At 73.2% G+C, this 20,166-nt stretch carries 21 protein-coding genes; 12 read left to right on the top strand and 9 right to left on the bottom strand.

The window, feature by feature from the left end:
• Positions 1-41 precede the first annotated feature (41 nt).
• On the top strand, positions 42-788 hold the full coding sequence (locus ABD127_RS12975) for a hypothetical protein (protein ID WP_344202224.1): 747 nt from the start codon (positions 42-44) through the stop codon (positions 786-788).
• A 163-nt stretch (positions 789-951) separates the two neighbouring features.
• Here ABD127_RS12975 and ABD127_RS12970 read toward each other — a convergent pair whose 3' ends face one another.
• A complete protein-coding gene (locus ABD127_RS12970; protein ID WP_344202222.1) occupies positions 952-1,701 on the bottom strand; it encodes an enoyl-CoA hydratase in 750 nt (249 codons plus the stop codon).
• A gap of 30 nt (positions 1,702-1,731) precedes the next feature.
• On the opposite strand from ABD127_RS12970, the gene ABD127_RS12965 reads away from it, so the two are divergent.
• The 3 genes from ABD127_RS12965 to ABD127_RS12955 all read left to right on the top strand — a co-directional run bounded on the left by ABD127_RS12965 (position 1,732) and on the right by ABD127_RS12955 (position 4,181).
• The gene (locus ABD127_RS12965) at positions 1,732-2,649 is read left to right on the top strand and encodes an alpha/beta fold hydrolase (RefSeq protein ID WP_344202219.1); all 918 of its coding nucleotides are present in this window, start codon (positions 1,732-1,734) and stop codon (positions 2,647-2,649) included.
• A 235-nt stretch (positions 2,650-2,884) separates the two neighbouring features.
• Positions 2,885-3,553: a GNAT family N-acetyltransferase gene (locus tag ABD127_RS12960; protein WP_344202216.1), complete on the top strand. Its 669-nt coding sequence runs from the start codon at positions 2,885-2,887 to the stop codon at positions 3,551-3,553.
• A gap of 64 nt (positions 3,554-3,617) precedes the next feature.
• Entirely contained in the window at positions 3,618-4,181 is a 564-nt protein-coding gene (locus tag ABD127_RS12955) for a dihydrofolate reductase family protein (RefSeq protein WP_344202214.1), read from the top strand.
• Between the two features lie 206 nt (positions 4,182-4,387).
• Here the strand turns inward: ABD127_RS12955 and ABD127_RS12950 are convergent, their stop codons facing one another.
• Positions 4,388-4,777 (bottom strand): RNA-binding S4 domain-containing protein, encoded by a 390-nt coding sequence (locus tag ABD127_RS12950; RefSeq protein WP_344202210.1) that lies wholly within the window; start codon positions 4,775-4,777, stop codon positions 4,388-4,390.
• Between the two features lie 32 nt (positions 4,778-4,809).
• On the opposite strand from ABD127_RS12950, the gene ABD127_RS12945 reads away from it, so the two are divergent.
• Complete coding sequence (locus ABD127_RS12945) at positions 4,810-5,034, top strand: RNA-binding S4 domain-containing protein (protein WP_344202207.1); 225 nt, start codon at positions 4,810-4,812, stop codon at positions 5,032-5,034.
• A gap of 4 nt (positions 5,035-5,038) precedes the next feature.
• Here ABD127_RS12945 and ABD127_RS12940 read toward each other — a convergent pair whose 3' ends face one another.
• Positions 5,039-5,980 carry a DMT family transporter gene (locus ABD127_RS12940; RefSeq protein WP_344202205.1) on the bottom strand — a complete coding sequence of 314 codons (942 nt, stop codon included), beginning with the start codon at positions 5,978-5,980 and terminating at the stop codon, positions 5,039-5,041.
• A 99-nt stretch (positions 5,981-6,079) separates the two neighbouring features.
• On the opposite strand from ABD127_RS12940, the gene ABD127_RS12935 reads away from it, so the two are divergent.
• A complete protein-coding gene (locus ABD127_RS12935) occupies positions 6,080-7,264 on the top strand; it encodes a GAF domain-containing sensor histidine kinase (protein WP_344202202.1) in 1,185 nt (394 codons plus the stop codon).
• 65 nt (positions 7,265-7,329) lie between these two features.
• Complete coding sequence (locus ABD127_RS12930; RefSeq protein WP_344202201.1) at positions 7,330-8,589, top strand: MFS transporter; 1,260 nt, start codon at positions 7,330-7,332, stop codon at positions 8,587-8,589.
• 65 nt (positions 8,590-8,654) lie between these two features.
• On the opposite strand, the gene ABD127_RS12925 is transcribed toward ABD127_RS12930, so the two are convergent.
• A complete protein-coding gene (locus ABD127_RS12925) occupies positions 8,655-9,293 on the bottom strand; it encodes a TetR/AcrR family transcriptional regulator (RefSeq protein WP_344202199.1) in 639 nt (212 codons plus the stop codon).
• 82 nt (positions 9,294-9,375) lie between these two features.
• Between ABD127_RS12925 and ABD127_RS12920 the strand changes: the two genes are divergently transcribed.
• On the top strand, positions 9,376-10,728 hold the full coding sequence (locus ABD127_RS12920) for a cytochrome P450 (RefSeq protein ID WP_344202197.1): 1,353 nt from the start codon (positions 9,376-9,378) through the stop codon (positions 10,726-10,728).
• Complete coding sequence (locus ABD127_RS12915) at positions 10,725-11,549, top strand: SDR family oxidoreductase (protein ID WP_344202194.1); 825 nt, start codon at positions 10,725-10,727, stop codon at positions 11,547-11,549. The genes ABD127_RS12920 and ABD127_RS12915 overlap by 4 nt, the downstream gene beginning before the upstream one ends.
• Before the next feature lie 109 nt (positions 11,550-11,658).
• On the opposite strand, the gene ABD127_RS12910 is transcribed toward ABD127_RS12915, so the two are convergent.
• Complete coding sequence (locus ABD127_RS12910; protein ID WP_344202191.1) at positions 11,659-14,607, bottom strand: crotonase/enoyl-CoA hydratase family protein; 2,949 nt, start codon at positions 14,605-14,607, stop codon at positions 11,659-11,661.
• 104 nt (positions 14,608-14,711) lie between these two features.
• Here ABD127_RS12910 and ABD127_RS12905 point away from each other — a divergent pair, with 104 nt between their 5' ends.
• Both ABD127_RS12905 and ABD127_RS12900 read left to right on the top strand, forming a co-directional pair.
• Positions 14,712-15,323 carry a TetR/AcrR family transcriptional regulator gene (locus ABD127_RS12905; protein ID WP_344202188.1) on the top strand — a complete coding sequence of 204 codons (612 nt, stop codon included), beginning with the start codon at positions 14,712-14,714 and terminating at the stop codon, positions 15,321-15,323.
• A 72-nt stretch (positions 15,324-15,395) separates the two neighbouring features.
• Positions 15,396-15,956, top strand: coding sequence for a dihydrofolate reductase family protein (locus tag ABD127_RS12900; RefSeq protein ID WP_344202186.1), 561 nt, complete (start codon positions 15,396-15,398; stop codon positions 15,954-15,956).
• A gap of 342 nt (positions 15,957-16,298) precedes the next feature.
• Here ABD127_RS12900 and ABD127_RS12895 read toward each other — a convergent pair whose 3' ends face one another.
• The 3 genes from ABD127_RS12895 to ABD127_RS12885 all read right to left on the bottom strand — a co-directional run bounded on the left by ABD127_RS12895 (position 16,299) and on the right by ABD127_RS12885 (position 18,422).
• Positions 16,299-17,054, bottom strand: a complete 756-nt coding sequence (locus tag ABD127_RS12895) for a glycoside hydrolase family 16 protein (protein ID WP_344202184.1) — start codon at positions 17,052-17,054, stop codon at positions 16,299-16,301.
• Between the two features lie 2 nt (positions 17,055-17,056).
• A complete protein-coding gene (locus ABD127_RS12890) occupies positions 17,057-17,278 on the bottom strand; it encodes a hypothetical protein (RefSeq protein WP_344202181.1) in 222 nt (73 codons plus the stop codon).
• A 79-nt stretch (positions 17,279-17,357) separates the two neighbouring features.
• Positions 17,358-18,422: an aldo/keto reductase gene (locus tag ABD127_RS12885; protein ID WP_344202178.1), complete on the bottom strand. Its 1,065-nt coding sequence runs from the start codon at positions 18,420-18,422 to the stop codon at positions 17,358-17,360.
• Positions 18,423-18,510: 88 nt separating this feature from the next.
• On the opposite strand from ABD127_RS12885, the gene ABD127_RS12880 reads away from it, so the two are divergent.
• Positions 18,511-19,104 carry a TetR/AcrR family transcriptional regulator gene (locus ABD127_RS12880; protein ID WP_344202175.1) on the top strand — a complete coding sequence of 198 codons (594 nt, stop codon included), beginning with the start codon at positions 18,511-18,513 and terminating at the stop codon, positions 19,102-19,104.
• 7 nt (positions 19,105-19,111) lie between these two features.
• Here ABD127_RS12880 and ABD127_RS12875 read toward each other — a convergent pair whose 3' ends face one another.
• Positions 19,112-20,092, bottom strand: coding sequence for a hypothetical protein (locus ABD127_RS12875; RefSeq protein ID WP_344202172.1), 981 nt, complete (start codon positions 20,090-20,092; stop codon positions 19,112-19,114).
• Between the last annotated feature and the right edge of the window lie 74 nt (positions 20,093-20,166).

Raw genomic sequence — 20,166 nt, 5'->3', positions numbered from 1 at the left:
CGCATCGGATCGACGCCACCCCGACCTGTGAGGACCCCGAGATGAAGCTTCGCACCGCTGCCCCCGCCGCCGTCCTGTCCGCCCTGCTGCTCGTCAGCGCCTGTGGCTCCGACGACCCCGAGCCCGATCCCGAGCCCACGTCGAGCGAGTCGACGGGCGACGAGGACGACGAGAAGGGCCTTTCGAAGAGCGACCTGGAGGACGCGCTCCTGACCGACGACGACGTCGCCGACCTGGCCGACGACCTCGAGGAGGTCGAGGTCGTCGACAGCGAGATCACCGGCGACGACATCGTCGACGGCGACGAGGCGTGCGCCGCCTTCCTCGACGACGACTACGGCGTCGACGAGGAGGAGAAGGCCTCGACCGAGTTCGAGTCGGAGTCCGAGGGCATCAGCGTCTACTCCACCGTCGAGCTGTACGCCGAGGGCGAGGCCGCCGAGGAGCTCGAGGCGACCCGCGACCTGTTCTCCGAGTGCGCGACCTTCACGATCGAGGTCGGCGGCCAGGCCGCGACCGTCGACGTCATGACGATCGACATCGGCGAGCTCGACGGCTACGACCTGGGCGACGAGGGCCTCGCGGTCGACATGACCTTCACGGTCGACGGTGCCGAGGTGCTGCGCCAGGGCTACACGCTGATCCGCGTCGGCGACGTGCTGACGATCAGCGGCGCCGCGGTCGTGGGCGACGGGACCGGGGAGATCCAGCTCGGTGACGACGTCATGCTGACGATCAGCGAGGCCGCCGCCGACCGCCTCGAGTCCGTCGTCGCCGACGCCGCCTGACCCCACCGGGGGGCGGACACCCCTCCGCCCCCGGCCAGGGTTTCGAGGCTCGGCCGCGGGCGGCCTCGCACCTCAACCACCGGGGGGGCGGACACCTCTCCGCCCCCTGAGGTGCGAGCGAGGAACGAGCGAGCCTCGAAGGGGAAACCCCAGCCCGGGGCGCCTACCGCTTGAAGCGCTCGGCGAACGCGGCGAACTCCTCGCTCGCGAGCGACGACGCCTGGGCCCACGACTCGACGTCGAGCGTCGTGGCGAGATCGCTCGTCGACGCGACGCGGACCGACTCCTTGACGTCGGCCATCAGGCGCGGGTTGCGGCTCGCGTAGAGCGCGGCGAGCTCCGCGGCCCGCGCCTTCGGGTCGTCGACGAGCTCCTGCGCGAGCCCCAGGCGCAGGGCCGTGTCGGCTTCGACCGGTGCCCCCGCGTAGAGCACCGAGGCCGCGTTTCCGGCGCCGATGCGCTGCGTCAGCATCCACGTGCAGCCGCCACCGGGGTGCAGGCCGATCGCGGTGAACGTCGCGTTGAAGCGCGCGTCGGGGCCGGCCACGATGACGTCGCACGCCAGGGCGATGTTGAGGCCCGCGCCGACAGCGGGTCCGTGCACCGCGGCGACGGTCGGGATCGTGAGGTCCCGCAGGGGCAGGAACGAGGCGTACACGTCGAGCAGCACCTGGCGCAGCACGCCGGTCGGGCGCGTGCGGTCGCCGAACAGGCCGTCGAGATCGGCACCCGCGCAGAACGCGCGGCCCTCGCCGGTCACGACCAGCGCACGCGCCTCGGGGTCGCGGGCGACGGTCTCGATCGCGGAGCGCAGCTCGTCCAGCAGCGGGCGGTCGAGCGCGTTCAGCCGCTCCGGCGCGGTGAGGGTGATCGTGCGGACGCCGCCGTCGGCGGTCAGGTCGACGAGTGACATGGAGTCAGCGTAGGTGGTTAGTCTCGGTCCATGAGCGCCGAGATCGCTGCCGGGATGCCCGAGCTCGAGGGTGTCGAGCACCGTTGGATCGAGGTCGAAGGGGTCCGCATCCACGTCGCGGAGGCCGGCACCTCGAACGGGGGTCCGCCGATCGTCCTGATCCACGGCTGGCCGCAGCACTGGTGGTGCTGGCACCGGGTCATCCCGCTGCTCGCCGAGCGGCACCACGTCGTGGCCCTCGACAGCCGCGGTGCGGGGTGGAGCGACGCCCCGGCGCCCGGCAGCGGTGCGGGCGGCCTGCGGGCGTACGACAAGCGGGTCGTCGCCGACGAGCTCGCGGCGGTCATCCGCGAGCTCGGCCTGGACCGTCCGGTCGTCGTCGGGCACGACTGGGGCGCGTGGCTCGCGCTGCTGATCGGCGGCCGCCACCCCGAGCTCACCCGCGGCGTCGTCGCGACCGCGATCGTCGCCCCGTGGGCCACGATCGAGGCCAAGGACCTGTGGCGCTTCCTCTACCAGCCGCTCGTCGGCGGGCCGTGGGGCGCGTTCCTGCAGCGCGGCCTCGGGCAGGTCGTCCTGCGCCGGGTCTTCGCCCTCGGCTCACGCGACGGCAAGCCGTGGTCCGACCGCGCCGTCGAGCCGTACCTCGCACGCTTCCGCGAGCCGTCGCGCGCTGCCGCGGGCCGGTCGACCTACGCGACGTTCCTGACGCGCGAGTTCCGCTCGATGCAGAAGCACACGTACCAGGCGCCGTACGACCACGTCCCGATCCTGTTCCTGCCCGGCCGGCGCGACGGGGTGCTCGTCCCGCGCATCGTCAAGGGTGGCCTCGTGCGCCCGACGATGTCGATGGAGGTCGTCGACGACGCCGGGCACTGGGTGCCCGAGGAGCAGCCCGAGGTGCTGGTCGAGCACCTCGAGCAGTTCCTCGCCACGCTCGACGCCTGACGCCTGACGCCTGACGCCTGACCTGGTCCGAAAGGACCAGGTGTTCGTGGTCGGTTCGGATCATTCTGCGCGGGGGAGCCCGATGCGCTCGTGCTCCCCCCGTGCGTCGGACGATGATGGCGACGGTGCTCGAGTCGCGCGCACCGTCGTTCCTGGGAGGGCTCATGCGTCAACGTCCGCGCCCCGCGCGCGCCCTGCTCGGTGTCGATGTCGGCGCGACGAACGCCCTGCTCCGGTGACCGCGACCGTGACCTCGTCGGCTGACCCGAGGCTCGTCCCCGCGGGTCTGACCCAGGTCGTCGCCCTCGGTGAGGACGACTTCCCGGTCTGGCTGGCCGTCCTCCTCTCGGAGGACGGCCAGGACCCACCGCCCGTCGTGCTCCCGGAGGCCGAGGCCGTCGAACGCATCGGCGACGCCTGGCTGACCCGCGCCCGCCTGGGCGAGGTCGGCGAGGTGGCGGCGATCGAGGTCAGCGCGCTCGTCGCGCCGAAGGCCCCGCCGATGTGGTTCGCGGAGGTCCCCGAGACGGGGCCGCCGCGCGCGCTGAACCTGATCGCGTTCACCGGCTTCGACGTCGAGCCGGGCTCGGTGCTCGACCTGACGGCGCAGATGACGGTCAGGGGGCTCTCCGGGGAGCAGCAGATCGGTTCGATCCGCTGGTACCCGGACACGGGCGAGATGGACCGGGCCTACGTGGCCCCCGACTGGCGCCGCCGCACCATCGCGACGGCGCTGATGGGCGCGTGTGCGACCTACAACCTCGCGATCGGCAAGCCGATGGGCTGGGGCGACGGGCAGCGCACCGCGATGGGTGAGAAGTGGCGCAACAGCCACGGCTTCGGCCACCGGGCGGCCGACCTGGTCAACCTCGCGCCGCCGATGACACCTCCCGACCAGCGCTGACCCTCGACAGGCGGGGAGCGCCGCCTCCAGGATGGTGACACTGGGTCCCCTGGAGGAGATCCCCGTGCGCCAGATCATCGTCACCGCGTTCGTCTCGCTGGACGGCGTCATGGAGGCCCCGGGCGGCGAGCCGGGCTACCGCAACTCCGGCTGGACGTTCAAGGACGTCGAGTTCGTGCCGGAGGCGTACGAGCTCAAGGGCACCGAGATGGGCGAGACGACGGCCCTCCTGCTGGGGCGCACGTCCTACGAGGCGTTCGCGCCGGTGTGGCCCACGATGGACGAGTTCGCGGCGTACAACGCGATGCCGCGCTACGTCGTCTCCACGACGCTCGAGTCCGACGACGAGCGCTGGCCCGCCACGATCCTGCGCTCGGTCGACGACGTCGCCGCGCTGAAGGAGACCGAGGGTGGACCCATCGCGGTGCACGGCAGTGCGACGCTCGGGAAGGCGCTGGCCGACGCCGGGCTCGTCGACCGGTACCACCTGCTCGTCTTCCCGCTGCTGCTCGGCGCGGGCCGGCGGCTGTTCAGCGACGCCGACCAGGACGCGGTGAAGCTGCGGGTCGTCGACCACGCGGTCTACGGCAACGGCATCCAGAAGCAGGTCCTCGACGTCGTGCGCTGACACGGTGGTCGGCGAACCCCCTTCGAGGCTCGTTCCTCGCACCTCAGGGGGCGGGCAGCCGACCCGCCCCCTGAGGCGTGACAGGGCGGCGGGCAGCCGACCCGCCCCCTGGGGCGTGACAGGGCGGCGGGCAGCCGACCCGCCCCCTGAGGTGCGACGAGGAACGAGGAGCCTCGAAGGGGGTTCGCCCGCCACCGCCCTCTGCCCTACCGGCCCTTGAACTGGTCCATCTGACGGCGCTCGCGCTTGGTCGGGCGGCCCGCGCCGGGCTCGCGGCGGGGCATCGCGAGGCGCACCTCGCGCGGGGCGGGCTCGGGGGAGTGGTCCTCGTAGCACTCGACCGCGACGCTCGCGCCGACGCGCTTGGTGAGCAGGCGCTTCACGACGAGGATCCGCACCCCGCCGGGCGTCGTGGCCTCGATGCGGTCGCCGACCCGGACGGCCTGCGACGGCTTCGCCCGCTTGCCGCCGAGGTGCACGTGCCCGCCCTTGCAGGCGGTGGTGGCCGCCGAGCGGCTGCCGAACAGGCGCACCGACCAGACCCAGGCGTCCAGTCGCACGCTGGCCGGTCCGGCGTCGGGGGTCGCTCCGCTCACGCTGCCGAGCCTACGTGCGGCAGGCTGGGGGCATGGACATCGAGGACGTCGCGATCACGGGCGACATGATTCGGCTCGGCCAGCTGCTCAAGTACACGAACGTGGCCGAGTCCGGCGCGGACGCCGCGACGATCGTCGCCTCGGGTGACGTCCGCGTCGGTGGCGAGGTCGAGACCCGGCGTGGCCGCCAGCTCGTCAAGGGCGACGTCGTCGAGATCGCCACGCCGCAGGGCACGACGGCGTACCGCATCGCCTGACGGGTCAGGTCGCGGTGGGCGGCACCTCGCGAGGTCTCAGGCCCACCACGGCGGCCAGGATGAGCGCGCCGCCGACCAGGGCCGTCGCCGTCAGCCGCTCGTCGAGCAGGAGGGCGGCCAGGGCGGCCGCGCTGAGCGGCTCCACCAGCGTCGCGACGGTCGCGGCCGAGCCGGACGTCGTCCGGAGCCCGGCGTAGAGGAGGCCGTAGGACAGGGCCATCGTCGCGACGCCGAGGTACACCAGCAGCAGCCAACCCTCCGGGCGTGAGGTCGCGACGGGCCTGTCGCCGAGGGCCGCGACGACCAGGAACGGCGCGAGCAGCACGGTGCCCGCGCCGGTGGCGCAGGTCGTGAGCGCGACCGGGTCGACGTCGCGGGCGAGGTGGTGCCCGAGCACGGTGGTGGCGGCGTAGACCGCGCCCGAGGCGACCGCGAGCAGCAGTCCCAGCACGGGCTGGTCGCCGGCGCCGCCGTGCCCGGTCGACGCCGTCGAGACGAGCAACAGGCCGACCAGCGCGGCGGCCAGCACCGCGAGCTCGCGGGGCGAGGGTCGGGTCCTGGCGCGCGCGTGCTCCCACGTCGCAGCGAGCACGGGGGCGAGCCCGAGCGACACGACGGTCGCGACGCTCACGCCGGCGGCGAGGACCGCCAGGAAGTACAGGCCCTGGTAGATCGCCGTGAGGCAGCCGGCCAGCACCACGACGACCGGGCGCTTCCGGAACGTCGCGACCACGGTCCGCCACCGACGCGTCAGCACGGCGAACGCCACGAGGGCGGCGGCCGCGATCAGCATGCGCCACGCGCTCGTCGTCATCGCGCCGAGGCCGTCCTCCTCGTGGAGCACCGTCACGACCAGTCCTCCGGTGCCCCAGAGCAGGCCGGCCGAGCAGACCTGCGCGAGCCCGACGGCCGAGGACCGCGGGGAGTGCGCGGGCCGGGTCGTCACGGGATCAGGCTAGTGCGGCGGGGTCCACGCGGATGCGCGGGACTTCGGACCCAGGTGGTCAGTACATTTGACCTGGCGGGGGAGAGGGGAACACGTCCCGTGACGATCGATCAGGTGATCGCCGAGCACCACCTACTGGAGGGTGCGCCGAGCGAGTGGCAGTCGGTGGTGGAGCTGGCCGCAGCGATGGCCGGTGTGCCGATGGCCACGATCAACATCCTCACCAGCGACGCCCAGCACCAGGTCGCTGCCGTCGGGTTCGACGCCGGGATCTGTCGGCGCGAGGACTCGATGTGCCGCGCCACGGTCGAGTCCGGCGAGGCGATCGTGGTGCCCGACGCGCGCCTCGACTCGCGTTACGCGGACAACCCGTTCGTGACGGGTGCCCTCGGGACGGTCCGGTTCTACGCCTCGACCCCGCTCACCCTGCCCAGCGGCGACGTCATCGGCACCCTCTGCGTGTTCGACGAGGAGCCCCGCACGCTCGACGAGGCCCAGCGGGTCTTCCTCGACACGCTCGCGGCGCGGCTGGTCGACGTCCTGGGGCTCGCCCGGCGCACGGTCGAGCTGCGTGACGCGCTGCGCCGCACCGAGAGCCTGCGCGACGAGCTGCGCCGGTCGAACGAGCACCTCTCGGCCTTCGCGGGTCAGGTGAGCCACGACCTCTCTGGCGTCCTGGGCACCGTCACGATGTCGCTCGACCTGCTCGAGGAGCACCTCGGCGAGGGCGAGGACGCCCCGGAGTCGACCCACTTCTGGGTCGAGACGGCGCAGCGCGGCACCGAGCGGATGGAGTCCATGATCCGCGACATCCTGGCCTTCGCGCGGGTGGGAGGCGCGCTCGAGCGCCAGCCGGTCGACCTGGAGCAGGTCGTCGCCGCGGTGCGGCTCGACCTCGGCATCGACGCCGGCGACCCGCGGCTGTCGGTCGAGCCGCTCCCGATCGTGGAGGGCGACGAGACCCAGCTGGCCGCGGTCGTGCAGAACCTGGTGACGAACGCCCTCAAGTTCGGCGGCGAGGACCCCCGCGTCGAGCTGTCGGCCGTCCGCGAGGGCGCCGTGTGGGAGGTGCGCGTCGCCGATCGTGGGATCGGCATCGACGTGGCGGATGCCGGGCGGGTCTTCGAGCCGCTGGTGCGGGTCGACGACGCGGTGCCCGGCAACGGCATCGGGCTCGCGACGTGTCGTCGTATCGTGCAGGCGCACGGCGGCACGATCGGCCTGCGGCCCCGCGAGGGCGGCGGCGCCGAGGCCTGGTTCCGCCTCCCGGCCATCGACGTCTGAACCCTGCGCGGGTCCGATCGGCACGCTTGCTGACATTTGACGCAGGTGTCAACTATGGTCGGCAGGTGAGTCCACGCCGCGGGTCCGTCGCCGCGTGGTCCGTCGTCGGCGGAGTCGCGCTGATCATGGCGGTCGGGGCGGGCGTCGGTTTCTACGGCTCGACGATCTACGTCGCGGCCCTGACGGACGCGCCGCGGTCGTTCTCGGTCGTCACGGTCTCGATCGCGACCGGCGGGTTCATGCTGGTCAGCGGCCTGGGCGGCATCCTCGTCGCCCGCACGATGGAGCGCTTCGGTCCGCGCTCGGTGCTGGTCGGTGGCACGCTCGTGATGGGCGGCGCGGTCGCCGCGCTCGGACGGGTCGACGACGAGGCGTCCCTCCTGGTCGTCTACGCCCTGATGGGCATCGGCTTCGCCGCGATGTCGGTCGTGCCGACCGGGCGGCTCGTCGCCGCGTGGTTCACCGACGCGCGGCGGAACGTGGCGATGTCGGTCGCGTTCATGGGCCTGCCGATCGGCGGCGTGATCGGGACGCCGGTCATCGCGCACCTCGTCGAGACGCGGGGGTTCGCCGAGGCGACGGTATGGCTCGCGGTCGTGCTGGTGGGGGTCGCGGTGCCGACGGGGCTGCTGCTGCGCGAGCCGCGAGACCACGGCGCGACCCCGTCGCCGACGACCGGCGCGGGTGCTCCGGTGCCGCCCGACGAGGTCGGCGAGGCGGCTCAGCACGCGGAGGTGTCGGTGCCGGCTGCCGTGGCGCTGCGGACGCCGTGGTTCGCGATGGTCACCCTCGGGCTGGCGCTCGGGATGGTGTCGCAGATCGGCGTGCTCACGCACCTCTTCTCGGCGGTCTCCGACGTGCGCGACGCGGGCCTGGCTGCCGCGACCGTCTCGACGGTCACCTTCGCGAGCCTCGTGGGGCGCATCGCGGGCAGCTGGGCGCTGGGGCGCATCGGTCTGCTCCGCTCGGCGGTCGGGCTGCTCGCCGGGCAGGCGGTCGCCCTGATCGGGATCGCGTCGTGGCGCGAGTCCGACGCGCTGTTCGTCACCGCGGTGCTGCTCGGCCTGACCGTCGGCAACATGCAGGTGATCCAGCCGCTGCTGCTCGTCGACCGCTTCGGCCCGGCCGAGTTCCCCAGGATCCTCGCGGTCGGGAACCTCTTCGTGACGGTCGGGATGGCGGTGGGTCCGCTCGTCGTCGGGCTCGGCGTCGACCTCGGCTCGGGCTACGGCTTCGCGCTCCTCGTGCTCGCGGCCTGCAGCCTCGTCGCCGGCCTCCTCGTGACCTTCGCCGGCCTCCGCGACCGCCCCACCCCCGAGCGGTGAGCCAGCAACCTGTCGAGACCCCGGACAGGTTGCTGGCTCACCGCCCACGCGGCGGCGGCTGAGCGCTAGGCGTCGAGGGTGCTGCGCGCCAGCCGCTCGAACGCGGCCGAGCCGATCTCCACGAGCTCGTCGGTCGACAGCGAGAGCTCGCCGGCCAGGCGTGCCGTGACGAGCTCGGCGAGGCCCGCCACGTAGAGCAGGCCCTGCGCCCGTGCGCGATCGCGACCCCAGGCCGACGGGCCGTAGAGCTCGGTCGCCTCGGTGACGACGAGGTCGGCGAAGATGCCCAGAAGCTCGCGGCGCCGCGCGCGCAGGGTGGGGTGCGCGTTGGACTCCACGAGCGCGACCCGGGCGCGGACCGGGTGCTCGTCGACCCACGTGACGAGCGCCGTCAGCGCCGCGGTGACCCGCGCCGTCGCCGTGCCACCGGTGCGCTCGATGGCCTGCACCGCGACGTCGGCGATCTCGTCGGAGACGGTGTCGAGAGCCGCGACCAGCGCAGCCTCGCGACCGCGGAAGCTCTCGTAGAAGTACCGCTCGGTGAGCCCGGCCTCGGAGCAGATCAGCGACATCGTGGTGCCACCCTCGCCGCGCCCGCCGAGCACGTCCACGGTCGCCGCGACGAGGCGGGCCCGCCGCTCGGTGCGGCGGTCGTCCGCCGAGCGTCCGCCGTAGCGGCGCGAGGGCTCGGGGGAGGTGCTCACGTCTGCATCCTGCCACTGCCGCTCTTGACAGCGAGTGGCCCGGGTCACAAACTGACAGGACGTCCTGTCAGATGGAGGCCCGATGTCGGCGACCCCGCTCGACCACCCCCGTGTTCCCCGCCGTCGAGCCGTGCCCGTGCTCGGCCCGACGCTCGCGTACGTGCACGACCCGCTGGCCCTCATGCGCGACCAGTACGAGCGCTTCGGCCCGGTCTCGGAGATGCCGTTCCTCGGCCGCACGTGGACCGTGCTGACCGGGCCCGACGCGTGCGGCGAGGCGCTGCGCAACCCGGAGAAGGCGTTCAGCAACGAGCTCGGGTGGGACTACCTCGTCGGCCCGTTCTTCCACCGCGGGCTGATGCTGCTGGACTTCGAGGAGCACCACCGCCACCGCCGGTTGATGCAGGAGGCGTTCACCCGCGACCGCCTCCACGGCTATCTCGACCGGCTCGGCCCCGCGGTCTCGGTCGGGCTCGACGCCTGGCAGCCGGGCCCGGGGGTCCAGGTCTACCCCGCGCTCAAGCAGCTCACGCTCGACCTCGCGACGCAGATCTTCATGGGCGGCGCGGATCTCGCCGACGACGCGGAGCTCGAGCGCCTCAACCGCGCCTTCATCGCCTGCGTCCAGGCCGCCACGGGCTACGTGCGCGCGCCGTGGCCGGGCACCCGCTGGGGCCGGGCGACGAAGGGTCGCGCGCTGCTGGTCGAGTTCCTCGGGAGGCACGTCGAGGCCAAGCGCGCCTCCGGCGGCGACGACCTGTTCTCGGTCCTCGCCCGCCTGACCGACGACGACGGCACCTCGTTCTCCGACGAGGACGTCGTCAACCACATGATCTTCCTGCTCATGGCCGCGCACGACACGAGCACCATCACGGTCTCGACGATGATGCGGTTCCTCGGCCAGCACCCCGAGTGGCAGGAGCGCTGCCGCGAGGAGTCGATGGCGCTCGACGAGCACCCCGACTTCGACACCCTGGCGTCACTGACCTCGCTGGACCTGGTGATGAAGGAGTCGCTGCGCCTCGTGCCGCCGGTGCCGGTGCTCGCGCGCCGGACCGTCAAGGACACCGAGGTCATGGGCGTGCCGATCCCCGCCGGCCGGCTCACCGCGGTGATGGTGCACCTGCAGCACCACATGGGCGAGTACTGGCCGGACCCCGAGCGGTTCGACCCTGGGCGCTTCGCCGAGGACCGTCGCGAGGACAAGGTGCACCGCCACGCGTGGGAGCCGTTCGGCGGCGGCGTGCACAAGTGTCTCGGCATGCACTTCGCCGGGGCCGAGGTGCGCACGATCATGCACCAGCTGCTGCGCCGGTTCCGCTGGACCGTGCCCGCCGACTACGAGACGCCGCTCAACTACGGCTCCCTGCCGTTCCCGGACGACGGCCAGCCCGTCGACCTCCGTCCCCTCACCCCCACAGGAGCCCACCGATGACCCAGCACCTCACCGGACGCGTCGTCGTCATCACCGGAGGCGCGCGCGGGATCGGCCGCGCGACCGCCGAGCGGCTCGCCGCCGCCGGCTGCACGGTCGTCCTGGGCGACCTCGACGCGGCGCTCGCGGCGACCGTCGCCGAGCAGATCGGACGCGGGGCGCTCTCGGCCGAGCTCGACGTGACGTCGGCCGAGTCCTGGCGCACCTTCCTCGAGGCCACGGCTGCGGCCGGGCCGGTCGACGCGCTGGTCAACAACGCCGGCGTCATGCCGATCGGCTCGCTGCTCAAGGAGCCCGACGAGGTGACGCGCACGATCATCGACGTCAACCTGCACGGCGTCATCCACGGCACGAAGGCCGTCGTGCCGGGCATGGTCGAGCGCGGCCACGGCCACGTCGTGAACGTCGCTTCCGCCGTCGGCCGCGTGGCCGTCGCGGACGGTGCGACCTACTCGGCCTCGAAGTTCGCGGTCGTGGGCTTCAGCGAGGCGTTGCGCAGCGAGCTGCGGCCGCAGGGGGTCGACGTCAGCGTCGTGCTGCCGACCGTGGTCCAGACCGAGCTGTCCGTCGGCGTGCCCGCGGCCAAGGGGGTCAAGCCGGTCACGGCCGACGACGTCGCGAAGGTCATCGAGCAGGTCCTGCGCAGGCCGAAGGCCGAGGTGTGGGTGCCGCGCTGGAGCCAGGCGATCGTGAAGGTCACGGGTGCGCTTCCCCGGGGCGTGCAGGACGCGGTGGCCAAGGCGATGGGTGCCGACCAGGTGTTCAAGGCCGCCGACACCGCGAAGCGCGAGGCCTACGAGCAGCGCGCCCGCCGCCCCTAGCCAAGGTTTCGAGGCTCAGGCGCTAGAGCGCCTTCGCACCTCAACCGCCGGTGGTTGAGGTGCGAGTGCCGCCTGCGGCGCGAGCCTCGAAACCCTGGTCAGCCTTCCGTCAGCGGTTGGTCCAGCGCGGGGTGCGCTTCTCGGCGAACGCGGCGACGCCCTCGCGCGAGTCGTCGGACAGGATGACCGGGCTCGCCATCTCGCTCTGCCGCTCGAAACCCTCCTCGGGCGACCAGGTCGGTGCCGCGTCGACGATCTGCTTGCCCACCGTGACGGACAGCGGGGCGTTCGCGGCGATCCGCCGGGCGAGGTCGAGGGCCGCCTCGAGCGCGGTGCCCGGCTCGACCACGGCGTTGACCAGGCCCAGCTCGCCCAACCGGCGGGCCGACAGCGGGTCGGCCACGAGGGCGAGCTCCATCGCGACCGGGCGCGGCAGTCGCACCGCCGTGCGCCACAGGCCTCCGGCCGCGGCGAGCAGCCCACGCTTCGCCTCGGGAAGCCCGAACGTCGCGTCCTCGGCTGCCACCACGAGATCGGCACACAGCACCAGCTCGAAGCCGCCCGCGAGCGCGGGACCCTCGACGGCCGCGATGGTCGGCTTGGTCGGCGGCTCGGCCGTGAGGCCCAGCGGACCGCGTCGGTCGGTCACCGGGATCTCGCCGCGGTGCGCGCCCGAGAGGTCCATCCCGGCGCAGAACGTGCCGCCGGCGCCGGTCAGCACGATGACACGGACGGACGCGTCGGCCTCGGCGTCGTCGACCGCGCGCTCGAGAGCGAGGGCCATCGGCCGGTCGACGGCGTTGCGCACGGCCGGTCGATCGAGCGTGATGACGAGGATCTCGCCGTCGTCGCCGTGCCGCTCGGTGCGGACGGTGGCCGGCGGCGGTGCGGGCAGAGCCGCGCGCTCGCCCTCGAGGACGAGGAGGTCGCCGTCGAGTCGCACCGTGCGACGCAGCGGGTCCGAGCCGGTCAGCAGCGCGACGTCCGCCGGGTCCTCGCGCCGCAGCAGCACGCGGTCGCCCGCCGGGGTGATGGCGGCGAGCACGACGGCCTCCGGCTCCCCGTCGCGGTCGAACGGCACCGTGACGGCCTCGACCACGGCCGTGCCGTCCAGCTCGGTGAGCACGCGCCGGGCCGGCGGGCGGTCGAACGCGGGCTTGAGATGGGCGAACGGCGTGGTGGGCGGAGTGGCGGAGTAGACGCCGAGCGCGTGCTTCGTGGCGTACCAGCCGAGCGAGCTCGACAGGCCGAATGCCTCCGGCTGGGCACGCAGCGCCGGGACGATCGTGGCGACGGCGTGCAGGCCGTAGTTGTTGCCGGGCCCACCCGCCGAGGTCAGGCCGCCCGTCACGGTGAGCGGTCGCGCCGGGTCCGACCACGGCAGGCCGAGCGCCTTGGCGCCCAGCTGCACCGCAGCCGGGAAGCACGAGTAGAGGTCGACCGGCCCGAGGTCGTCGGCCGTGATGCCGGCGTGGTCCAGGACCGCCGAGGCAGCGGCGGCGATCGCGGGCGACGCGGCGAGGTCGGCGCGCTCGCTGACGAACCACTCGTCGGTCGCGGACGCGCCGGCGTGCAGGAAGACCCACCGGTCCTGCGGCACCCCTGCGGCCTGGGCGGCGGCGACGCTCGTCACGATCGCGCCGGCCGTGAGGTCGACCTGCAGGTTGGCGCACATGAGCTTCGTGTACGGGTCGCTGATGCTCCGGTTGTCGGGGGTCGCCGTCGCGATCTCCGCGGCGGTGCGCGCCGTGGGGTCCCAGGCGTACGGGTTCTCGGCGGCGACCTGGCTGCCGCGCGACCAGAGGTCGGCGATCGCGGCGAGGTGCTCGTCCGCCTCCGATCCCTCGGATCCGCGGAGCGCCGACTCGATCAGCGCGTAGACGAAGATCGGCGCGCCGAGCCCGACGCTGGTCTCGACCTCGGTGTTCGCCGGGCGGTCGATGCCGATCTCCCGGTCCGGCGCGGTGCCCGCGGGCTGGCGGGTCCAGTCGGGGTCGCGGCCCTGGCGCTGGAGGGCCGAGACGGTCGACCCGGCCTCGGCACCCGAGACCAGCACGACGTGCGCACGGCCGTCGACGACCTGCTGGGCGGCGTCGTTGAGCGCGAGCTGCGCGCCGTCGCCGCCGTACTGCGAGGTCTGCACCGTGGTCGCCTCGAGCGCACCGACGAGCTCGGCGACCGCCCCGGCCTGGTCGGGGTAGGCCCACGAGGCACTCGGCACGGCGTAGACCGTGTCGGCCGCGGACAGCAGGTCGATCGCGGCGCCCGCGTCGGCCGCGGCAGCGCGCAGCGCCTCGGCGGCCAGAGCGACGGGCTCCTGCGGCGCGTCGAGGTCAGGGCTGCGGCGGACGACCTGGCCCACGCCGATCACGACCGGGGTCGTCGGATCGAGCACGGCCCCGGTGCGTTCGTGCACGACCGGCTCGTCGGGCACGCGCAGGGCGGCCGCGCCGCCCTCGAGCAGGGAGGCGAGCTCCGCGAGCGACTCGGTCAGGGCCGCCTCGACGCTGCGGACCGCGGTCAGGCCGATCGGCCCGCGCACTGGTGCCCCGTCGAGCGCGCCGTCCATCCGCACGGCGGTGCCGCCGGCGTGCGGCGCGAGGGAGCACCACAGGCCGACCGTGATCCCCATGGGGCCGGTCCCGCGCAGCGCGAACCCGGACTCGTCGGCGCGCTCGGCGTGCCAGCGAGCCTGCGCGGGGATGTCCATCAGCGAGATCTGCTGCACGAACTCGACGTCGGGATCGATCCGCTCGGGACGCTCGCCGCGCCAGGCGACGTGGAGCGAGAGCCAGTCGGCGGTGCGGCCCAGGTCGCGCACCAGCTCGGCGACGGCGGCGGGCGGTGCCTCGACGAACCGCTGGGCGCTGACTGCGCGTGCGTACCCGTCCACTCCTGCGGGGGCAGGAAGGTCCACGGCGACGGCGCCGACGTCCTCGGTGCGAGACCCGGCGACGGCTCCGCCGATCGTGTCGACGGCGGTGCGGGTGAGGGCACGCGCGACGACGCGGGCGCTCTGGGCGCGCCGGACCAGGCGGCGGGCGGGGGAGGAGGTCATCGACTCACCTGTTCGGTCTGATCGGACTGTTTAGCCATGATGCGGGACGGCGGTCGCCCAGCGCAAGCCCGACCCCGGCCCCGCCGGTCGACTAGGGTGCCGCCATGGTGGCGACACAGCGCGCCCAGCAGCAGCGGGCGCTGACGACGCGTGCGCGCCTGCTCGAGGCGACCTTCGAGGGGCTCCTCGAGGACGGGTACGCCGCCACGACCGTGGGCTCCGTGCAGGCCCGCGCCGGTGTCGCGCGCGGCACGCTCCTGCACCACTTCCCGACGCGCAGCGCGCTGATGGCTGGCGTCGTCGAGGACATCGTGGAGCGGCGGCTCGAGGTGCTGGACGACTCGCTGCCCGTCGACCTGTCGGAATCTGCCTCCTGGGACGAGGTGGTCGACCTCGTCTGGCGTGCCCTCCGCAGTCCCGCCTACACCGCGGCGCTCGAGCTCTGGGTCGCCGCCCGCACCGACCCCGACCTGCGCGAGGCGCTCGTGCCGCTGCAGCAGCGCATCTTCGCCGCGGTGCACCGCAGCGTCACGCTGCTCGTCGGCGCCGACCATCCGCAGGCGGCCATGCTCGTGCAGTTCACGATCGACCTGCTGACCGGCTCGCACCTGGCCGGCGTGCTCGAGCCGCGCCTGGGTACCGATCGCGTCGTCGAGGCCTGGAAGGTCGCGCTCCGCACCCTCGCCGGTGCCTGGGGCGAGGGCCGGGCCCGCTGACCCGCTAGATGCTGCACGACGGGGCGATCTGACGCAGGGTGGAGGGACCCAGCAGCGACGAAGGGATCTCTCATGCGCACGCTCGCGATCACGCAGAACATCACCCTCGACGGGTCGATCGAGATGCTCGGGGACTGGTTCGACCCGGAAGGCCCGGCCGGCGCCGACAACACCGAGCTGACGGCGGAGTCGCACCGCCAGGACCGCGAGTCCGATGCCTTCCTCACGGGCCGCCGCACGTTCGAGGACATGCGCGGCTACTGGCCGCAGCAGACCGACGACGCCACAGGCATCACCGACTACCTCAACCAGGTGCAGAAGTACGTCGTCTCGTCGACCCTCACCGACCCCGGCTGGGCGGGCACCACGGTCCTGTCCGGCGACGTGGTCGACGAGGTGCTCCGGCTCAAGGAGGCGCCCGGGAAGGACATCGTCGTGACGGGCAGCATCACGCTGTGCCACGCGCTGCTCGAGGCCGGGCTCGTGGACGAGGTCCGTCTGTTCACGTACCCGGTCGTGCAGGGCGGCGGCCGACGCCTGTTCCCCGACGGCTTCGAGGTGCCGAGGCTTCGACTGCTCGATGCAAAGTCGTTCCCCGGCGGGATCGCCTTCACCCGCTACGCGACCGACTGACCCGACCTTTTCTTGTCATGCGGATGACAAGAAGCGCCCCGGACCTTCCCGATCGGGGCCACGGCGTTGCCGAGTGGGCCCGCGCCGGCGGATCCTGGGCTCACGTCCCCGCCGCGGTGGCGGACGTGCTGTTGTTGGAAGTCGGGCTCCCGCGCGCGGTCTCGGTCCGCGAGGTTCGAGGCCGCGCGCGACGGGCCTGCTCGGACGGGTCTCGGACAGGGGGCGGCGCGTGGACGACGAGGACGGGCCCGCCGTGCGGGGATGGGTCTGGCGGTTGGTGCTGCTGATCCTCGTGGTGGCCGCGGTGTTCGCGGTGGCCAGTCGGATGTCGGTCGGCGGGAGCTAGGGAGTGGCAGCCGCCGTCACCGCAACCCGGTGCACGACGAGCCCGGGCACGAGGTCCGCGCCGGCGTGCGGCGTGGCCTCGGGGAAGTCGAAGACGCCGAGGATCAGCATCATCGGGTAGTCGGGCGACTGCGTTGACGACGCGACGAGTTCGCCGTCGATCGTCCAGTCGATGCCGTCAGGCCGCCAGTCGACGGCGTAGACGTGCGGGCTCGAGACGTCGAGCGTCGTGCGAGGAGCTGCGAACTCCTCGACCAGCGCAGGGTCGCGGAACGGGTGGACGCCCCGGCCCACCTCGGCGGTGCCGTCGGTGACGGTCGAGCCGAACACCTCGACGAGGCAGATCTCGCCGCACCGGTCGGGCTCGTCCTCCATCCCGACCATCCAGGCCGAGAACATCGAGCCCGCGCCCACCCGCGCGCTGCACTCGACCTCGATGCGGCCGCGGTGCGGCACGATGCCGTGGAGCGTCGGCTGCGCCTCGCGGACCACCAGCCCGTCGCGGAAGGGCTGCTGACCGTGGGTGCTTCCGACGGGCCCCGACCAGCTGCCGCTCTGGACGGCCGAGACCCGCAGCGGTTCCTCGTGCAGGTCGGGGCACCACAGCGGGTGCTGTGGCGGGATGCTGAGGCGCAGGCCGTCGCTGCCGAGGTCGTACGTCGCGGCGGACGCCGCACGCGAGCTCCACGCCGGCAGGTAGGACGCGACCCATCGCGACGGGTCGAGCTCGGTACCGGTGAACCGCTCCTCCATCGTCAGAACAGCAGGACGACGACGACCGTGCCCACCACGACCAGCAGCGCGGTCGCGACCAGGCGCGACCACCGCGGCGAGGGGCCGTCGGCACCCTGGGGGAGGCGCATCCCGCCCAGCTCCTCGTTGTCGTTCAGGCCGAACCCCGAGCCGGTGTAGCCGGCTGCGGAGTTCTGTCGCCTGAGGCGCTCGTACTCGGCGTCGTCGGCTGACGCGTGACCCATGGCGACCAGTCCCTTCCGGGTGATGGCCTCCCATCCTGGCGGCGGTTGGCTCCCGCGACAAGACATCGGTCTCGGTCTGTCACGTCGAGGGGCTCTGCGGTGCCCGGGAGGCGATCAGGGGCGGCGACACCCGCGCGAAGCCCTCCTGGCGCTCGTACGGGAAGTGCGGGTAGGGGGCAGGGCGGTGGCTCACGGCGTCGAGCAGGCGCTCGTGCTCCGGGTCGAGTGTCCACCCGACGGCGCCGAGGTTGTCGGCGAGCTGCGCCGCGTCGCGAGCGCCGATGATGACCGACGACACGGTCGGACGACGGGTCAGCCAGTTCAGGGCGATCTGCGGGACGCTGTGCCCGGTGTCGCGCGAGACCTGCAGCAGCGCGTCGACGACGTCGTACAGGTGCTCGTCGTCGACGGGCGGGCCGGCCGCCGCGGTCTCGTGGAGTCGGCTCGAGGCGGGGATCGGCGCGTCGCGACGGATGTGTCCGGTCAGGCGGCCCCAGGCGAGCGGGCTCCAGACGAGGGCGCCGACGCCGTGCGCGTGGGCCATCGGCATGAGGTCCCACTCGTAGTCGCGCCCCAGGAGCGAGTAGTAGACCTGGTGTGCGACGAAGCGTGAGCGGTTGCGGGCATCGGCGGCCGCCAGGGCGTCGGCGAGCTGCCATCCCGCGTAGTTCGAGACGCCGACGTAGCGGACCTTCCCGGCGCGCACGAGGTCGTCGAGCGTGTCCACGACCTCCTCCACCGGGGTGCGCGAGTCGTGCGCGTGCAGCTGGAACAGGTCGAGGTGGTCGGTGCCGAGTCGGCGCAGAGACCGGTCCACGGCGTCGACCAGGTGGCTCCGCGAGGCCCCGCCCGAGCCTGGGGCGTCGCTCGTCGGCAGACCGGCCTTGGTCGAGATCAGCACCTCGTCGCGACGGCCGCGGAGTGCGGCCCCCAGGACCTCCTCAGAGCGTCCGTCGGAGTAGACGTCGGCCGTGTCGAACAGGGTGACCCCGGCCTCCAGGCACAGGTCGACCATGGCTCTCGCCTCGTCGACCTGCACCGATCCCCAGGCGCCGAAGAGAGGGCCGCTGCCCCCGAACGTGCCGGCGCCGAAGGACAGGACCGGCACCTCCAACCCACTTCGACCCACGCGCCGCAGCTCCATGACCACACCTCCACTAAAGGAACAATTGTCCCGATAGCGTAACCCGGATTCTTTTCTAGCGGAACCCACGTCCCGTTAAGGTGGTTTCATGACGTCACCCAGCCGCCCGGGAGGGCGCACAGCGCGCACGCGGGAGGCGGTCGTGCGCGCCGCAGGCGACCTCCTCGCCGAGGCCGGTCTGGCTGGCGTCGACCTGGCCGAGGTCGCGCGCCGGGCAGGGGTCGGCAGGACGACGGTCTACCGGCGCTGGGGCTCGGTGCAGGCCCTGGTCGCCGACGTCGTGGCCGAGATGATCGAGACCTCCCGTCCCCGGGCCGACACCGGCACGATCGAGGGCGACCTGCTCGAGAACGCGAACCTCGTCGCCGAGACGCTCGCGGACCCCCGCCAGGGTGCCCTGTTCGCCGCGTTCGTCGGCGCCGCGGCCGCGGACGACCACGTCGCGAGCCTGCTCCGCAGCTTCTACGACGCGCGTCTGGCCGAGTGGGCGCCCTGCGTCACTGACGCCGTCGCCCGGGGGGAGCTGCCCGAGGGCACCGACCCGGTCGCGGTCGTCGCCGCCGTCTCGGCCCCGCTGTACTACCGGCGGCTCACCCGAGGCGAGGCGCCGGAGCGGAAGGACGCCGAGCTGGCTGCCCACGCTGCCCTCGCCGCCGCTCGAGCGGGGCTGTTCTCCGCCTGAGTGCGCCTCAGGCCGAAGCCCGTGAGGTTGGAACGCCAGCCGTGAGGGTCCGGTGGCGGAGGGCCGTCGTCACGACGATCGCGAGGCAGATCGACGCCGCCACGACGTCGGCCAGTCTTTCGGCGCCCGCGCCGACCGAGTTGTCGTAGGGGTCCGTCCAGAACGGCATCACGACCCCCACCAGGATCGTGCCCAGTGCCAGCGCGAGGGAGTGTCGACCGGTCCAGCGGCTGCTGCGCGACCAGGTGCCGACGGCCGCGACCACCGTGGCGACCACCACCGCCCCGACGACGAGTGCAGCGGCGTTCTCGCCCGGGAGGTAGAGCAGGTACGCCAAGAAGCCGAGCGTGGCGAGCGCCGCAGGGGGTGGGACCCGGCGGTCGGTCGCGGGTCGTCGGCGCCAGCGCATGGCGACGAGCACGAGCGCCAGGACGACGACGAGCGCGGTGAGCGACTGCAGGGGTCGGGCCTGGAAGCCGTCGCCGGCCTCGGCCTTCACGCCGAGGTGGTTGACGAGGGTCGCGAGTGCGTAGAGGCCGGCGAAGAGCCAGGTCGTGCGCCGGGTCAACCACGGCTCCGACCCCCGGCGCGACCAGGTCTCGGCCACCATGATCGGCGCGGCGATGCTGGCCACCACGTGCCCCGCGACGAAGGCCAGCAGGTAGTACAGGCTGACGTCGATCCCGTCGACGTGCACCGGGTGCTGGAAGTCGAAGCGGTCGTAGGCGGGGTTGAACAGGGACTGGTCGACGAGTCCCGCCTGGAACACCCCGAACGCTGCGGCCAGCAGCAGGATCGTCGGCCAGCCGCGGCCGGTGCGGCGGGCGACCTCGCGGATCAGCAGGGCTGCTCCGCCGTACATCGGCGCGAGGAACAGCAGGATCACCAGGATGTCGGTGAACGGGTACCCACCCCACGACATCTCCGCGAACCACGGCGCGGCGACCAGGATGATCGCAACCGGGGCCCAGCGGGTGGTGGATGCCATGCCTGCGAGCCTAGGAAGGCGCGGCCTCCAGGGCATCGGCCGTTCGGCTCGGCCTGAGCGTCGAAGGTCTTGAG

This window comes from Aeromicrobium alkaliterrae, assembly GCF_039529015.1.
Classification (GTDB): Bacteria; Actinomycetota; Actinomycetes; order Propionibacteriales; family Nocardioidaceae; genus Aeromicrobium; species Aeromicrobium alkaliterrae.
The sequence above is the reverse complement of the archived record's forward strand: the minus strand, read 5'-3'. Positions and strand labels throughout refer to the sequence as shown.

Coding starts and splice junctions, on each gene's coding strand:
- ABD127_RS12890 (WP_344202181.1), bottom strand. CDS start 17,278: ATGGGTCACGCGTCAGCCGACGACGCCGAGTACGAGCGCCTCAGGCGA.
- ABD127_RS12880 (WP_344202175.1), top strand. CDS start 18,511: ATGACGTCACCCAGCCGCCCGGGAGGGCGCACAGCGCGCACGCGGGAG.
- ABD127_RS12920 (WP_344202197.1), top strand. CDS start 9,376: ATGTCGGCGACCCCGCTCGACCACCCCCGTGTTCCCCGCCGTCGAGCC.
- ABD127_RS12900 (WP_344202186.1), top strand. CDS start 15,396: ATGCGCACGCTCGCGATCACGCAGAACATCACCCTCGACGGGTCGATC.
- ABD127_RS12970 (WP_344202222.1), bottom strand. CDS start 1,701: ATGTCACTCGTCGACCTGACCGCCGACGGCGGCGTCCGCACGATCACC.
- ABD127_RS12910 (WP_344202191.1), bottom strand. CDS start 14,607: ATGACCTCCTCCCCCGCCCGCCGCCTGGTCCGGCGCGCCCAGAGCGCC.
- ABD127_RS12915 (WP_344202194.1), top strand. CDS start 10,725: ATGACCCAGCACCTCACCGGACGCGTCGTCGTCATCACCGGAGGCGCG.
- ABD127_RS12965 (WP_344202219.1), top strand. CDS start 1,732: ATGAGCGCCGAGATCGCTGCCGGGATGCCCGAGCTCGAGGGTGTCGAG.
- ABD127_RS12895 (WP_344202184.1), bottom strand. CDS start 17,054: ATGGAGGAGCGGTTCACCGGTACCGAGCTCGACCCGTCGCGATGGGTC.
- ABD127_RS12875 (WP_344202172.1), bottom strand. CDS start 20,092: ATGGCATCCACCACCCGCTGGGCCCCGGTTGCGATCATCCTGGTCGCC.
- ABD127_RS12975 (WP_344202224.1), top strand. CDS start 42: ATGAAGCTTCGCACCGCTGCCCCCGCCGCCGTCCTGTCCGCCCTGCTG.
- ABD127_RS12905 (WP_344202188.1), top strand. CDS start 14,712: ATGGTGGCGACACAGCGCGCCCAGCAGCAGCGGGCGCTGACGACGCGT.
- ABD127_RS12885 (WP_344202178.1), bottom strand. CDS start 18,422: ATGGAGCTGCGGCGCGTGGGTCGAAGTGGGTTGGAGGTGCCGGTCCTG.
- ABD127_RS12945 (WP_344202207.1), top strand. CDS start 4,810: ATGGACATCGAGGACGTCGCGATCACGGGCGACATGATTCGGCTCGGC.